Here is a 15,886-nt window from a genome sequence, read left to right as displayed (position 1 = left end):
ACGTTTCTTTTTATTTTAGTAAATTGATTCGATATCACCTTTTTTTGATGATTTATTTAAAATGTAACCTAAAATCAAAGTAATAATAACTACAACAATTGCAATTGCACAACCAATATTAAATGTATGTTTATAAAATACAGCGTATACCACTGCACCTAATAAACCACCGGCAATTGGTCCTAAGATAGGAACGATTGCATATGACCAATTTGAACCACCTTTACCAGCTATTGGTAAAATCGCATGTGCAATTCTCGGACCTAAATCACGTGCTGGGTTGATTGCATAACCAGTAGCACCGCCTAAACTTAATCCGATTGCAACAATTAATGCTCCGACAATTAAAGGATTTAAACCATCGGCAATTTTGTTTACACCGATAAATAAAATACCTAAAGTTAATGCCATTGTTCCGATAATCTCACTTAAAAAGTTGGCAAAGTAATTCTTAATAGCCGGTGCTGTAGAGAAAACACCTAATTTCGCGCCAGCTTCTTCTGTCGCTTTCCAATGTGGCAAGTACATTAACCATACAATTGTTGCTCCGACAATTGCACCTAACATTTGAGCAACAATATAACCAGGAACTAATGACCAATCAAAACTTCCGTCTAATGCAAGAGCTAAAGACACCGCTGGGTTTAAATGTGCACCTGAGAATTGACCGACAGCAAACACACCCATTGTAACCGCTAATCCCCATCCAGCTGTGATGACAATCCAATCAGCACCATTCGCAGCACTTCTCTTTAAATTGACATTGGCACAAACGCCACCACCAAAAAGGATTAAGATTGCAGTTCCTAGGAATTCTGCTAAATATACATTCATATTAAATGTCCTCCCAAAAAGACAAAGAGATTCCTACACTAGCAGTTTGGCTCGTAGAAATCTCCCGTCTCTATTCTATGTATTAACTTTTATTATATTTGTTATGATACTATCGATATGAAAGCGTTGTCAATGGTTTTTGTAAAAATTTTGTCAAATTTAATTTTTCAAGTCTTTATAAAAGTAGTTTAATTTGAAAACTAGAAATACCAATCCTAACTAATTTATTTATGACGCTCTTTTGTTTAATTGACATTCTTCAGCCATATTTTTTATGACTAGTTGCATTTTTTACTAATAAACACCTCTAAAACTTTAATGATTTTAATCGTTTTAGAGGTGCTAATTATTTTATTTGATTATTTTTTGTTTGATACCTACTGCATATCCCATATGAAAACGGCTTTTTTATTATGTTATATGACTAAATCTCGTGAAAAATGAAATTTTTGCAGACTTATGATTTACCAAAGTTTATCATAACTAGTAGTTACATATTTCGCTCCATTTTTAACAGCTTCATTGACTTCATCTATTGTATTAATTAGGCCACCTGCAATGACTTGTGTGTTTGTTTCTTTCTGAATATGATGAATCGCTTTACTCGCAACACCTGGAAGTACTTCAACAAAATCAGGTTCAACTTTTTTTATCAAATCTATACTGCGTTTCAATGCTTGACTATCAATAATAAATACTCTAAAAATCGTTAAAGTATTTAATGATTTAGCTTTTTTTATTACTTTAGATTTAGTCGATACGATACCTTTTGGCTTGTATTGCTGAATAATAAATTCACTTGCAAATTCATCGTGGCTTAAACCTTTTATCAAATCTATATGAATAAAACACTCTATATGATTTTGCTTCAGCAATTCCATAATACTTTTTATATGTCCTATATGCATATCTAGAAGCACACACATTTTATAGTCTGTTTTAATCAGTTTCTCTAAATCTTTAATGTTTCTTATAGCAGGCAATATGTTGTTATTCACTTGATTCATCCTCTCTACATCACACGCTTAAATAATTTTTCTAATTCGTATTTTGAAAAATTAATGATTATTGGACGACCATGTGGACATGTAAATGGATCTTCCGCTTCTCTTAATTGATCAATTAAATCAGACATTTCATGTTTTTGTAAATAATGATTCGCTTTAATGGATTTTTTACATGACATCATGATTGCTACATCTTCACGTAATTTTTTGATATCTACTTTTTTCTCTTCCAAAATTAGCTCAATCATATCTTTAATAATTTCTTCTACTTCATCTTTAGGGAACCAAACTGGATAGCTACTTACAATATAATCATGACCACCAAAATGTTCTAACATGATACCTACTTGTTGAAGCTCATTTTTATATTGATCAATGACTAATTGTTCATCTTTTGAAAAATGAAATGTTAACGGGATTAATAAATCTTGTACTTCATTGGTAACCTCACCTATTTTATCTCGAAAATATTCATATTTTATTCTTTCTTGAGCTGCATGCTGGTCAATCATGTACATGCCAAATTCATTTTGAGCAATAATATACGTTCCATGTACTTGTCCAACAATTTCCATATATGGAATTCTTCGTTTAGGGTCTTTACTTTTTGTTCCTTTAATATCGTTTACATCATAATAATCATCAGACGCTTTATTCTCATAATTTTGCACAGTTGTACCATCATTTGAATCAAATGTTTGATCCATTTCTTGTAAAATTTCTTGTTGTTTTTTGAAGTAGTCTTCATCTTTTTCACGTGTATTATTATAACCAGAAGATTCATCATCAGCTATTAAACTTTCAGATGTTTTCGTTACGAATGGATTATATGAATCTTCTTTTATAACTATCTCATCGTTTTGATTTTCTTCCATAAATGGCTTACTGTTACTTTCTTCAGATGAAAACGTCTTCTCTTGGTTATTCTCTGTGTTTTGTCTTTGTTCAAATTCGATTTTTTGTTGTTCGAATGAATGTAATACTTTATTTTTTTTTGGCACATAATCCAAGTTATTTTTAGGAATTAATATACGGTCTTTAAATGCTTCTTGTATTTTGCTCACAATCAATTGGTATAGTTGCTCTTCTTTTGATAAACGCACTTCTAGTTTTGTTGGATGAACATTTACGTCTACTAAGATTGGATCCATTTCAATATTAATATAACAAATCGGGAACCTACCTATTGTTAAGAGTGTATGATAGCCTTCTAAAATCGCTTTATTTAGCATAAAGTTTTTAATGTATCGTCCATTAATAAAAATAGAAATATAGTGCTTATTACTTCTAGAATGTTCAGGCTTTGCAACAAAACCTTCAATGTGATAATCACTTGTATCTCCAGATATATGTACTAAATCTCGTGCAACTTTCATCCCATAAATCTCTGCCATCACTTCATTAGTTCGTCCTGAACCATTTGTACTTAACATTGTTTTGCCATCTGAAATGAGTGCTATTCGAATGTCCGGATGGCTCATTGCCATTCTGTTGACAATATCTGTTATTTTACCTAGTTCAGTGTATAAACTTTTAATATATTTTAAACGTGCTGGTGTATTATAAAATAATGATTCTACAAGTATATCTGTTCCTTTTTTCGCTTTTGCAGGCTTATGATTTAATATTTCACCATTTTCTACATATATTTCATTTCCATTAGCATTATCCGTGCAAGTCTTCAATGTTACTTTAGCAACTGATGAAATACTGGCTAGTGCTTCACCACGGAATCCTAATGTCCTAATATGAAATAAATCTTCATCTTGATCTAATTTACTAGTCGCATGTCTATGAAATACTAATCCTAAGTCTTCCGCTTCAATTCCGCTTCCATTATCGACTACGCGAATAGATTGGACGCCAGATTCCTCTACTTCAATGCTTATTTCTGTAGCGCCTGCATCTATAGCATTTTCCAACAGTTCTTTCACAACAGAACTCGGTCTTTCAACTACTTCACCTGCTGCGATTTTATTTGCTAATGAGGTTTGGAGTTCTTTAATTTTCCCCATTTTGCAACACCTCTATTTTAATTGATTTTGTAATTCACTTAACTTCACCAATGCCTCAATTGGTGTCATATTAGATAAATTCAAATTTTTAATTTGTAGTTCAATCTCGCTTTTTTGATCATTTTCAAACAAATCAAATGATGCTTGTTCAAAGTCTTTTTGAGATAAAGTATCAGTTGTTTCTTCAACACTTAAGTTTAAATTTTCTTGATTAATTTCAGGTTCATTTTCGACCATTTTTAAATTTGATATCGATGATTTTTTACCAGCAGACGCTTCAAACTCGCTTAGAATCACTTGTGCTCTGCTAATAACTTTTTCAGGTAAATCAGCTAATTTCGCAACTTGAATACCATAACTATCGTCAACTGCACCATCTTTGACTTTATGCAAGAATATAAGTTCACCTTTATATTCATTAGCAGCGACGTGAACATTTTTTAGACTTGGTAATGCTTGATCTAATGTTGTCAATTCATGATAATGTGTTGAAAATAACGTTTTAGCATGTGATGTTTCAGCTACATACTCTATCATTGCCTGCGCTAAAGCTAAACCGTCATACGTTGAAGTACCACGTCCAATTTCATCGAAAATAATCAAACTATCCTCTGTTGCATAAGTTAATGCCTTTTGTGCTTCTAGCATTTCTACCATAAACGTACTCTTACCTGAAACCAAATCATCTGCCGCACCTATTCTAGTGAATATTTGATCAAATATAGGTAACACTGCCTCTTTACAAGGGACATAAGCTCCCATTTGGGCCATTATACTAATTATGGCAACTTGTCTCATATATGTCGATTTACCAGACATATTCGGACCTGTAATTAAATATATAAATGTTTCATTATCTAATCGACAATTATTAGGCACATAGTCATTATAATCCATTACTCTTTCCACTACTGGGTGCCTAGATTCCACTAATTCTAATGTTTTATTTTCACTAAATGAAGGCCTAGTGTAATTATATTTTTGAGCAATTTCTGCAAAGCTCTGTAAACAATCTAGCTCTGAAATAATTTTAGCTTGTTGTTGTAAACGTTCAGTATATTTTTTAACTTCTTCACGTAGCTGAACAAATAATTGATATTCTAATTCGATGGCTTTGTCTTCCGCACCTAAAATGATATCTTCTTTTTCTTTAAGTTCATCAGTTATAAAACGTTCAGCATTCGATAACGTTTGCTTCCTCATATAACCAAATTCACTTGGTTCAAAATTTTGCAAGTTGGCACGTGTTATTTCTATAAAATAACCAAACACTTTATTAAAGCTTATTTTCAATGATTTTATTCCTGTACGTTGTCTTTCTTTGGCTTGTAATTCTGCTAACCATGTTTTTCCGTTTTTTGAAGCTTCAAGATATTCATCTAATTGCGTATTAAAACCAACTTTGAATAGTCCGCCATCTTTAACTGAAATTGGTGGTTCTTCTACTAAACTCTGTTCTAATATATCAAGTAAATCATCAAGGGGTTCTAGTTGATTAACTTGTACAAGAGTATTCTGATTCATAGAATTTAGTAATGCTTTAATATTCGGTATTTCAGAAATGGAATGTTTAAGTTGAATTAAATCTCTCGCATTAACATTTCCGTAACTAACACGCCCAACAAGACGTTCAATATCATACACTTGATTAAGATATGTTCTTAAGGTGTCTCTTTCTATGAAATGAGCACTAAATTCATCAACGATATCTAATCGTGCTTCAATTTGTTCTTTACTTATTAGTGGTCTATCTATCCATTGTTTTAAGCGGCGTGCTCCCATTGGTGTTTTCGTTTCGTCCATTAGCCAAAGTAGCGTTCCTTTTTTTGATTTTAATCGAATGCTTTCCGTTAACTCAAGGTTTCTCTTAGCATAAAAATCCATTTTCATATAATCTATAGCTGCATATTGAACAACATCCTCGATATGCGATAAATCACGTTTTTGTGTATGATGAATATAATCTAGCAATAATTGTGTCGCTTGATACATTAATTTATGTTCAGTTTGATTCACACTATAGATTTCTGATGATAACGTTTCCCTGACTGTTATTGTTTCTGTCACCATATTAATTTGTCTTTTTAAATTATCGGAAATATTGTCATTGATAACAACTTCGTTAGGGTTTATCGTCGTAATTTCATTTAATAAAGTCGCTTCATCATTAAAATGTGTAACCTTTAATTCGCCAGTAGAAACATCACAGTAACTAAGCGCAATTTCAGGTTGATTCATAACAAAACTTAAAATATAGTTATTTTGTTTATCATCTACACCACCTTGCTCCATCACAGTTCCTGGAGTCACAATTCTTACTACCTCACGTCTAACCATACCTTTCGTTTGTTTCGGATCTTCCATCTGTTCACAAATAGCTACTTTATATCCATTATTAACAAGTGTATCTATATAACTATCTGCAGAATGATACGGAACACCACACATCGGAATTGGATTTTCTTTTTTAGCATCTCTTTTAGTTAAAGTAATTTCAAGTACACGTGATGCCTCCTTGGCATCTTCATAAAACATTTCATAGAAATCACCTAGTCTAAAAAATAATAAGCAATCTTGGTATTCTGATTTTATTTTTAAATATTGCTGCATCATTGGTGTAACATTAGACATATTATTTCTTCACAACCCTTGTCTCTTTTTAAAATTTGTCTTTACAATATATTCGTTTGTAAGCTTTTTAATTATTAATTATTTAACTTATACATTTTAACATACTTACTTTTACAAACCTATTCATACCATATAATCACGAAGCATCTTAAATGTATAAGAAAACGCCTCAAACCTAATAAAATGTGTCAATAGCATGTTTAGAATTAAATTAAAATTCTAACATTCAAGACATTTAATTAAGTAAGGGCGTTCAATATTAAAATGAACAATGACTCTGTTTGAAATCATATATCATAAAATTATTTTATAAACCTTTGAAGAATACCACGTTTTTTTAGAGTAATTAATAAGAAATAACTTATAATAGATCCGATAGCACTTGAGACTATGAACGTAATCATTAACGGTTTAATGAAGAAGTCTTGAAGCCCAAGGAAATATGCTAATGGTATACAAATTAAACTTCCGATGACACCAGTTCCAAGTACTTCACCGACCGCGGCCATAAATATATGTTTACGATATATGTAAAACATACTAGCCAATAAAACTCCAATCATACTACCCGGAAATGCAAAAGCTGTACCAGTACCAAAAAGAACTCTTAAAATTGATGATATAAGCGCTTGAGCTAATCCATACCAAGGACCTACTATGACCGCACTTAATACATTTACAAAATGCTGTACTGGTGCTGCCTTAACTGGTCCTAGAGGAATGATGATAATACTGCTTAATACAACATTTATTGCAATTAAAAGTGCAGTTATAGCCAGTTTTCTTGATTTCATATGATTGTTCTCCTTTTTGTTTGTAATTAATCACTATGCTTGGCTTTATTATGGTCATTTAAACGTGTTTCCATTGTTGATACAAACATTTTCAATAATTGATTCGCTTCATATTGTGAAGTTTGAAACTGTTCAACTATGGGCAATGTATTTATTTCTGCTTCTATACTCTGAATGGTATGTTCCGACTGTTCTAGCGCATTTTGTTTCCCGTAATTTTGAAAGTTTACTGCTTGTTTTTGATGCTTTTTTAACATATCCATTTTAGTCTTTATCGTTTGGTTCTGATGAATCTGTGCTTCAATTTGTTGATATGTTTTGATAGTATCCAAATTTTTAATTTTATTTGCAATATTATCCGCTTGGTTCAACACGTCATCTTTATTATACATTTATTGAATCACCATTTCCGGCTCTACTTCCTTTATAAAACTGCCATTTAATGAATACTGTTTAGCTTCATCTATTCGTACTTCCACTAGTTTACCAATCATTTCTTTAGGCGCTTTGAAATTAACTAGCTTATTTTTATCAGTGTAGCCAGCAAGAACCTGATCATCTTTTTTACTACTTCCTTCACAAAGTACTGTTACAGTTTGTCCTTCGTACTTACTCATAGCTATTTGTGAATAATGACCAACTTTTTTATTCAAACGTTGCAATCGTTCCTTTTTGACATTTAAAGGTACATTATCTTTCATTTTAGCAGCAGGCGTACCATCACGTTGTGAATACAAGTACGTATATGCATGTTCAAAACCAACTTCATCATACAGAGTTAAAGTTTCTTCAAATTGTTCCTCTGATTCATTTGGATACCCTACAATAATATCTGTAGTTAATGCTACATTAGGAATTCTATCTTTGATTCGTTTTACTAAATCCAAATAACTTTCTCGTGTATATTTTCTACCCATTATTTTTAATACTGCATTATTTCCAGATTGAACTGGCAAGTGGATATGCGGAACGATATTACCACCCTCTGAAATAACATCAATCATGTGATCTGTAAAGTCCCAAGGATGACTTGTTGTGAAACGAACTCTTGGAATCGCTATTTTAGAAATTGCTTGTAAAAGATCTCCTAAGTCATATTCTATATCCTGTAAATCTTTACCATAAGAATTTACATTTTGACCTAAAAGCGTTATTTCTTTGTAACCTTCACGAGCAAGTTCACGTACTTCATCTATAATGTCTTCAGGTCTACGGCTTCGTTCTTTACCTCTTGTAAATGGAACAATACAATATGTACAAAACTTATCACAACCATACATAATATTGACCCATGCTTTAATGTTGCCTTCACGGACTTTTGGAAGATTTTCAATAACGTCTCCTTCTTTAGACCATACTTCAACAACCATTGCTTTAGATAAGTATGCTTCTTCTAAAATTTCTGGTAAATGATGAATATTATGTGTACCAAATATCATATCTACATTTTGATACGATTTTAAAATTTTATTCACTACTGACTCTTCTTGTGACATACAACCACAAACACCGATTAAAATATCAGGTCGTTCTTTTTTCAAATGCTTCAAATTACCTATTTCACTAAACACTTTGTTCTCGGCATTTTCTCTAATCGCACATGTATTAATTAAAATAACATCTGCAGTGTTAATATCAGTCGTTGCTTGATAGCCTAATGCTTCAAGTATACCAGCAATGACCTCAGTGTCATGTGCATTCATTTGACATCCATATGTTTTAATTAAAAATGTACGCTCGTTCCCCATACCGCGATATTTTTCATCAATTTGGAAATCTCTATTATAACGAACTTCTTGTTTACCTCTTTTTTTCGCTTCTTTTAAATTAGGCGGCTGATAAACATGTTCAAAATATTTACTATAATCTTTTTCTGCTTTCTTATCTCTCTCAGCTAAAACATCTACAGAACTTGCTTTTCTTTGTTCTTCGTTCACTTTACAAAATCCTTTCTATTTGCCCGTATCATTTAATAATTATATTAAATTTAACTATAAAGTGCAAAAACAGTTAAAGTTATACGTCATCTCTAACAAGCCAATTCAAATCCAGTTTACTTCACTTTTAATGTTATTCATCATATTTTTCAGTTAAAGTTTCAATAGTGATGCCATCTGGCACATGATAAAACTTAACTTGGCTAATAATACTTGGACATTCAAGTTCCACCATTCGTTCATTTAATGATTGTATTAAAATTAAACATTCATTCATATTTCCTTGTACTGTCGTTTCTAACGGACCTACTCTAAAATGCAAACCAGATTCGTCAATTATTTTAATCGCCTCGTCTACGTAAGGTATAACATTGTCATTGTTTGGTGTTTTAGGAATTATTTGTATACTCATTAATGTGTCTTTCATTTTTAAAAACTCCTTTATTTTTTGTAATAGTAAAAAACTGAGTAGCATAAATGGATCTGTTATAAATACATTTATACGACTCAGTTTTAATTATTAAATAAATTGTTCAGTTAATGCATTGAAGGTGTCTTCAGTAATTTTGATATCTCTTTTAGCAAGTGGTGTATCATCTAACTCTTTAATTTGAGATTCATATGATGGTGTTTCTTTATCTTGATAAACAATACCAGTTACTAAAGATTCATGTTCAATAACAGTTTTAGTCGCTAATTGTTTATCTGTAGAATCATAATTTTCAATGTCATCAACACTTGTTAAATGTTCTTTAAACCAATCGTATGTGTTAATTTTATTATAAGTCACACATGGTGAAAAGACATTAACGAATGAAAATCCATCATGATTAATTGCATCTTCAATTAGTTTTGTTAATCCTTTAATATCGCTTGAAAAACCTTGGGCTACAAATGTGGCACCAGATGATAATACTAATTCTAAAGGCGCAACATTTTTTTCTATATTACCTTTTGGCGTTGTTTTAGTAACAAATCCTACTGCTGATGACGGCGATGTTTGTCCCTTTGTCAAACCATAAATTTGATTATCCATGACTATATACGTCATGTTCATATTTCTTCTTAAAGCATGGATTGTATGCCCCATACCTATAGCATAACCATCACCATCTCCTCCCGATGCAATAACAGTTAAATCTTTATTCGCCATTTTTACACCTTGAGCTAAAGGTAATGCACGTCCGTGAATAGAATGAACGCCATAAGAATTAATATATCCTGAAAGACGGCCAGAACATCCTATACCGGTGATGATAGCTACTTCTTCAGGTTCTAACCCTATATTTGCGGCTGCTTTTTGAATTGCAGCTTGTACTGAGAAATCGCCACATCCGGGGCACCAGTTAGGCTTAACATTATTTCTAAAATCTTTAAATGTCGCCATCTATACCATCTCCTTTATTTCAGTAGCAATTATTTTGCCTTTTTCTTCGATTTCATGTGGTAGGAAAGGTGTCCCATCATACTTTGTATAATTTTCAATCTTATCATGAATATTGACATTCATTTTTATAATACTAGCCAATTGTCCTTGATAATTGTGCTCCACTACAACGACTTTCTTCGCTTTATTAACTGCATCTTGAATAACGCTTGTTGGGAATGGATGCAATTGTCTAATTTGTATAGTGTTAACTTTTATGCCTTGTTGATTCAAACGGTTACTACCTTCTTGAATTGCACCTTTTGTAGAAATAAAACCGATATAAAGAATATCTGCATCCTCATGTTGTAAGTTAGCTTCTACTGGCGATTCAATTAGTAACTGCTCAATTTTACGCATTCGTTTTTCCATTTGTTGTTGTCTATTTGACGCAGATTCACTAGGTTTACCTTCTTCATTGTGTTCCACACCAGTTATATGATGAATACCTCCTTTAACACCGGGGATAGGTCTAGGAGAAACACCATCGGATGTTAACGCATAACGCTTGAAATAACCTTTATCATCTTCTTCACGTTCAATATCAGATTGAATGATTTCACCACGTTTAATTTCAATACGATTATAATCTAATTTTTCAACAGTTTGTTTACCTAAAGATAATTGCAAATCACTTAGAACTATAACAGGGCATTGATATTGTTCTGCTAAATTAAATGCTTCCATAGTTAAATAAAATGCATCTTCTGCATCTGTTGGTGCTACAACAATTTTTGGAATATCACCATGTGTACCATAAATCATTTGCATTAAATCTGACTGTTCTTGTTTCGTAGGTAATCCAGTAGAAGGTCCACCTCGTTGGGTATTAATAATGACTAATGGCGTTTCAGTCATACCAGATAATCCAATTGCTTCCATCATTAAAGATAAACCTGGACCAGCACTAGCCGTAAACGCTCTGACTCCACCATAATTTGCACCAATAGCCATAGTTACAGCAGCAATTTCATCTTCTGTTTGAATAACCGCTCCGTTTACTTTAGATATATTGGCAATCATATATTCCATAACTTCAGACGCAGGTGTAATAGGATATGCCGCCATAAATTGTGAACCTGCAGCAATTGCACCTAATCCAATGGCATCGTTACCAATCATATATAGATGTGGTAGTGCATCTGTTGACTCTAATTCAAAGTCCCCGTAGATTTCAGGTAAGCGAGATTGCATTAATTGATAACCTTCGTTTAATGCTTGGATATTGACTTCAACTACCTTGTCACCTTTTTTAGAAAACATATTAGTAATAAGTTCTTCAAATGTATTTGTATTCAAATTCATCAATGCGCTAGTAGCACCTATTGCAACCATGTTTTTCATTAATGCTGTACCTAATTCTTTAGCGGTTGCTGTAAAAGGTAATTCAATAAGCTGTGCATGACATCCTTCTGGTTTCACAGGTTTAGCCTTGGCATCAGCTAAAATAATACTGTCTTCTCTCATTTCATGATGGTTAACATCAATTGTTTCTTGGTCAAATGCAATCAAAATATCTAAATCATCACTAATTGCATGAACAGGCGTCGTAGAAACTCTAATTTTATTATTCGTATGTCCACCTTTGATACGACTTGAAAAATGTCTATATCCATATAAATAATATCCTTTTCTATTCATAGCCGTAGCGAAGATTTCCCCAGTTGATTCAATACCTTCGCCTTGTTGACCGCCAACTTTCCACGATAATTGTGGTTTCATAGTTATATGCCTCCTATGGATATATTTCATATTAAATGATAACAAAAAGAACCACCGATTTACTATGTAAACAGTGGTACTATATTAAATTCATACTAATGGACGATAGGGTCCAATTCGAATGTTTACTTACGTAATTTTAAAATGTTGAAAATGGATGGTCATCATTTATCAATATACGTTCGATGTGCTTTGTTTTACCTTCTTTGTCTAAATCAATAACAACACCAGATAATACACTTCTACCTTCATTTGGAACAACATGTCTTTGTGGCAAACTAGTGATAAAACGCTCAATTACCTCTGTTTTATTTATTCCTAAAATGCCATCATAAAAACCTGTCATACCAACATCCGTTATATACCCTGTCCCCTTTGGTAAAATACGTTCATCTGCTGTTTGAATGTGTGTATGCGTTCCAACAACAGCGCTAGCTCTACCATCTAAATGCCATCCCATTGCATACTTTTCAGAAGTTGTTTCTGCATGAAAATCAACAAATATAAACGGAGTTTGTTCTTGTGCTTCCTTGACTAATTGATCTGCCTTTTTAAAAGGATCATCAATATCTGGCATAAACGCTCTTCCTTGCAGATTAATAACTGCAAGTTTAATATCATTAATTTGTATAAATCTCATACCAATTCCCGGCGCTTCATCCGGAAAATTCGCTGGTCTTACTAGTCGTTTTGCTTCATCTATAAAATCATAAATTTCACGTTGACCATATGTGTGATTACCCATAGTCATGAAATCTACACCATTTCTTAGTAATTGTTTATATATTTTTTCAGTCAAACCTTTACCATGTGCTGCATTTTCAGCATTTACAATTGTAACTGTTGGTTTATACTTTTGCTTCAGTTGAGGTATGTACGTTTCAATTGCGTCTCGTCCAATTTTACCTACGATATCCCCTATAAACATTATTCTCATGTTTTGTTCATCCTCTCATAAATACTAGTTTAATTCATACGTTCTAATATTTAAAGTAAATATTAAATTCTTTGAATTATTTTTCTTCAATTATAGAGAGACATTACTTTGTCTGAAAACTTCAATATGTTAGTATTAAGACATCAAAATAAATAGGAGTTGTAAATAAATACATGTCTATTAATATTGATCCAGAAAAATTTGCAGAATTAGTGGTTATGTCTAACCCATCAAAATTCGAAGATGCAGAGGATATAGCTAAAGAAAGTTTAAAGCTTTACATTAATGCATATCGTTTAGCAGAGAGATATTCAACAATTGCAACAAATTGTTATGATACTGCAGAAGTTATAAAAGAATTAAAGAAAACAGATTTACAATTAAAATAACTCAACTTAGAAATAAATCCTAATTAATATTGCAGAAGAGAAGATGTGTTACATCTTCTCTTCTTTTTTATTGGATAGAAAACCAATCATCTTTATAGGTTTACATAATATAAATATAGTAATTACGAAGCCTAAAACATTTTTATTAAAAGCAATAACTTCTTATTTAATATAAGGTCCGTCTTACTTTCAAATAACTACTGTTTAATATAGTTATTACCGATAAAGTGCTGTCTAACTAGATTAAGACTACAACTTAAAAAAGCTCCCTCACTAATTTGTGAGGGAGACAAAAATTATTTCGCATATTCTACTGCTCTAGTCTCTCGAACAACTGTCACCTTGATATGACCAGGATATTGTAATTCATCTTCAATCTGATTTTTAATATCTCTAGCCAATCGATAAGATTTTAAATCATCAATTTCTTCAGGAGATACAATCACTCGGATTTCTCTACCTGCCTGAATCGCAAATGCTTTTTCTACACCATCATAACTTTCTGATAACGTTTCTAAACGTTCTAATCGACGAATATAATTCTCTAATGTTTCTTTTCTTGCACCTGGACGAGCCGCAGACAATGCATCTGCAGCAGCAACAAGGATAGATATAATAGATGTAGGTTCAACATCACCATGATGAGAATGGATTGCATTAATAACTGTTTCATTTTCACCATATTTTTTCGCTAATTCTACACCGATTTCAACATGACTACCTTCTACTTCATGATCAATTGCTTTACCAACATCATGTAAAAGTCCAGCTCGTTTCGCTAATGTCTCATCTTCGCCTAGCTCAGCAGCTAACATACTAGCAAGATGCGCAACTTCAATTGAATGTTTAAGTACATTTTGACCGTAACTCGTACGATAGTTTAAACGCCCTACAATTTTTACTAAGTCAGGATGCATATTATGTGCGTTCACTTCAAATGTAGCTTGTTCACCTGCTTCTCTAATAATATCGTCTACTTCTTTTCTAGCTTTTTCGACCATATCTTCAATTCTACCTGGATGAATACGTCCATCAGATACTAAGTTAACAAGTGCTGTTCTAGCAATTTCTCTTCTTATTGGATCAAAACCAGATAATATAACCGCTTCTGGTGTGTCATCAATAATTAAATCAATGCCAGTTAAAGTTTCAAGTGTGCGGATGTTTCGTCCTTCTCGTCCAATGATTCGACCTTTCATCTCATCATTAGGTAAGTTAACTACTGATACCGTTGATTCACTTGTGTGATCTGCTGCTAATCTTTGTACTGCTGTAGCTAATAATTCTTTTGCTGTTTTATCAACTTTTTCTTTAGCTTCTTTTTCTTTTTCTTTAACAAGTACTGCAATATCTTGTGACAGTTCTTCCTCTACTCTTTGAAGTTGCTCATTAATAGCTTCTTCTTGAGTGAGACCGGAGATGCGTTCTAATTCTTGTTCATGCTTCATTATTAACGTTTGAACACTACTCTCTTTTGCATCTACTTGTTGTTGTTTTTCTTCAATTTTTGATTCTTTTTGCTCTAAAATCTCATCTTTTTTATCTAATAGATCAGATTTGCGCTCTAAGTTTTCTTCTTTTTGAAGAAGTCGGGTTTCTTGTCTTTGAAGTTCGCTACGTCTTTCTCGTAGTTCTGCTTCAGTTTGTTCTCTTAGGATTTGGTTTTCTTCTTTTGCCTCAAGTAATTTCTCTTTTTTGATATTGTCAGCTTCTTTATGTGCTTGATTTACAATATCTTCGGCAGTTTGTCTAGCTTGTGATTGCTTTTGAAGCAACAAATTTCGGGCAACAACATACCCTCCAACAACTCCTAGAATGATCCCCAGCAAAATGAGTAGGAGGCTTAATAAATTCACACAAACACCTCCTTTTCTAGGGTTTGCTCTTTATATGAAATTCAATATGACTTTATGAAATTATATATAAATCATACAAATTAATTGTACGGTTTATAGGAGATAAGTGTCAAGTTATCAATTTGCACTTTTGCACTATATTGAATGCTATTTCTACTATTTTCTAAAGTTTTGAAGCTCGATTATAAAACTATTGATAATGTAATAATAAATAAAATAAAAAACCTTATAGTCTCGATTTGTAGTGTATCCCATAAAGTTAGATATTATTCTAGCTTTATGAGATGAATATCACTTTCAATCAATCCTATAAGGATATTTGCTAAGTTTAACTATAG

13 protein-coding genes are annotated in these 15,886 nt (G+C 32.3%); 1 reads left to right on the top strand and 12 read right to left on the bottom strand.

Annotation, left to right across the window (positions count from 1 at the left end; genetic code table 11):
- Positions 1-15 precede the first annotated feature (15 nt).
- The 11 genes from AA076_RS06480 to AA076_RS06430 form a co-directional block, all read right to left on the bottom strand.
- Positions 16-834, bottom strand: coding sequence for an MIP/aquaporin family protein (locus AA076_RS06480; RefSeq protein ID WP_001103743.1), 819 nt, complete (start codon positions 832-834; stop codon positions 16-18).
- A 464-nt stretch (positions 835-1,298) separates the two neighbouring features.
- Complete coding sequence (locus AA076_RS06475; protein ID WP_001077635.1) at positions 1,299-1,841, bottom strand: glycerol-3-phosphate responsive antiterminator; 543 nt, start codon at positions 1,839-1,841, stop codon at positions 1,299-1,301.
- Between the two features lie 5 nt (positions 1,842-1,846).
- Positions 1,847-3,856 (bottom strand): DNA mismatch repair endonuclease MutL, encoded by a 2,010-nt coding sequence (mutL, locus tag AA076_RS06470; protein ID WP_000516261.1) that lies wholly within the window; start codon positions 3,854-3,856, stop codon positions 1,847-1,849.
- Between the two features lie 12 nt (positions 3,857-3,868).
- On the bottom strand, positions 3,869-6,487 hold the full coding sequence (gene mutS, locus AA076_RS06465) for a DNA mismatch repair protein MutS (RefSeq protein ID WP_000073353.1): 2,619 nt from the start codon (positions 6,485-6,487) through the stop codon (positions 3,869-3,871).
- Between the two features lie 302 nt (positions 6,488-6,789).
- Positions 6,790-7,281, bottom strand: a complete 492-nt coding sequence (thiW, locus tag AA076_RS06460; protein ID WP_000842277.1) for an energy coupling factor transporter S component ThiW — start codon at positions 7,279-7,281, stop codon at positions 6,790-6,792.
- Positions 7,282-7,307: 26 nt separating this feature from the next.
- On the bottom strand, positions 7,308-7,673 hold the full coding sequence (locus AA076_RS06455; RefSeq protein ID WP_000282388.1) for a YlbF/YmcA family competence regulator: 366 nt from the start codon (positions 7,671-7,673) through the stop codon (positions 7,308-7,310).
- A complete protein-coding gene (gene miaB, locus AA076_RS06450; RefSeq protein WP_001001523.1) occupies positions 7,674-9,218 on the bottom strand; it encodes a tRNA (N6-isopentenyl adenosine(37)-C2)-methylthiotransferase MiaB in 1,545 nt (514 codons plus the stop codon).
- 133 nt (positions 9,219-9,351) lie between these two features.
- Positions 9,352-9,645: a thiamine-binding protein gene (locus AA076_RS06445; RefSeq protein ID WP_000655666.1), complete on the bottom strand. Its 294-nt coding sequence runs from the start codon at positions 9,643-9,645 to the stop codon at positions 9,352-9,354.
- A gap of 93 nt (positions 9,646-9,738) precedes the next feature.
- A complete protein-coding gene (locus AA076_RS06440) occupies positions 9,739-10,605 on the bottom strand; it encodes a 2-oxoacid:ferredoxin oxidoreductase subunit beta (protein WP_000190144.1) in 867 nt (288 codons plus the stop codon).
- On the bottom strand, positions 10,606-12,366 hold the full coding sequence (locus AA076_RS06435) for a 2-oxoacid:acceptor oxidoreductase subunit alpha (RefSeq protein WP_000804328.1): 1,761 nt from the start codon (positions 12,364-12,366) through the stop codon (positions 10,606-10,608). It abuts the gene before it with no gap.
- 139 nt (positions 12,367-12,505) lie between these two features.
- Positions 12,506-13,303, bottom strand: coding sequence for a TIGR00282 family metallophosphoesterase (locus AA076_RS06430; protein WP_001222105.1), 798 nt, complete (start codon positions 13,301-13,303; stop codon positions 12,506-12,508).
- Between the two features lie 173 nt (positions 13,304-13,476).
- Here AA076_RS06430 and AA076_RS06425 point away from each other — a divergent pair, with 173 nt between their 5' ends.
- Positions 13,477-13,692 (top strand): hypothetical protein, encoded by a 216-nt coding sequence (locus AA076_RS06425; protein WP_000026308.1) that lies wholly within the window; start codon positions 13,477-13,479, stop codon positions 13,690-13,692.
- A gap of 296 nt (positions 13,693-13,988) precedes the next feature.
- Here AA076_RS06425 and rny read toward each other — a convergent pair whose 3' ends face one another.
- Positions 13,989-15,548, bottom strand: coding sequence for a ribonuclease Y (rny, locus tag AA076_RS06420; RefSeq protein WP_001050913.1), 1,560 nt, complete (start codon positions 15,546-15,548; stop codon positions 13,989-13,991).
- Positions 15,549-15,886 lie beyond the last annotated feature (338 nt).

Origin of the sequence: Staphylococcus aureus (assembly GCF_001027105.1) — a bacterium.
GTDB classification, from domain to species: domain Bacteria; phylum Bacillota; class Bacilli; order Staphylococcales; family Staphylococcaceae; genus Staphylococcus; species Staphylococcus aureus.
This window is presented reverse-complemented; position numbering and strand designations above follow the sequence as displayed.

Excerpts from the sequence above, each read along its gene's own strand:
- AA076_RS06480 (WP_001103743.1), bottom strand. The coding sequence starts at position 834 with ATGAATGTATATTTAGCAGAATTCCTAGGAACTGCAATCTTAATCCTT.
- AA076_RS06475 (WP_001077635.1), bottom strand. The coding sequence starts at position 1,841 with ATGAATCAAGTGAATAACAACATATTGCCTGCTATAAGAAACATTAAA.
- mutL (WP_000516261.1), bottom strand. The coding sequence starts at position 3,856 with ATGGGGAAAATTAAAGAACTCCAAACCTCATTAGCAAATAAAATCGCA.
- mutS (WP_000073353.1), bottom strand. The coding sequence starts at position 6,487 with ATGTCTAATGTTACACCAATGATGCAGCAATATTTAAAAATAAAATCA.
- thiW (WP_000842277.1), bottom strand. The coding sequence starts at position 7,281 with ATGAAATCAAGAAAACTGGCTATAACTGCACTTTTAATTGCAATAAAT.
- AA076_RS06455 (WP_000282388.1), bottom strand. The coding sequence starts at position 7,673 with ATGTATAATAAAGATGACGTGTTGAACCAAGCGGATAATATTGCAAAT.
- AA076_RS06445 (WP_000655666.1), bottom strand. The coding sequence starts at position 9,645 with ATGAAAGACACATTAATGAGTATACAAATAATTCCTAAAACACCAAAC.
- AA076_RS06440 (WP_000190144.1), bottom strand. The coding sequence starts at position 10,605 with ATGGCGACATTTAAAGATTTTAGAAATAATGTTAAGCCTAACTGGTGC.
- AA076_RS06435 (WP_000804328.1), bottom strand. The coding sequence starts at position 12,366 with ATGAAACCACAATTATCGTGGAAAGTTGGCGGTCAACAAGGCGAAGGT.
- AA076_RS06430 (WP_001222105.1), bottom strand. The coding sequence starts at position 13,303 with ATGAGAATAATGTTTATAGGGGATATCGTAGGTAAAATTGGACGAGAC.
- AA076_RS06425 (WP_000026308.1), top strand. The coding sequence starts at position 13,477 with ATGTCTATTAATATTGATCCAGAAAAATTTGCAGAATTAGTGGTTATG.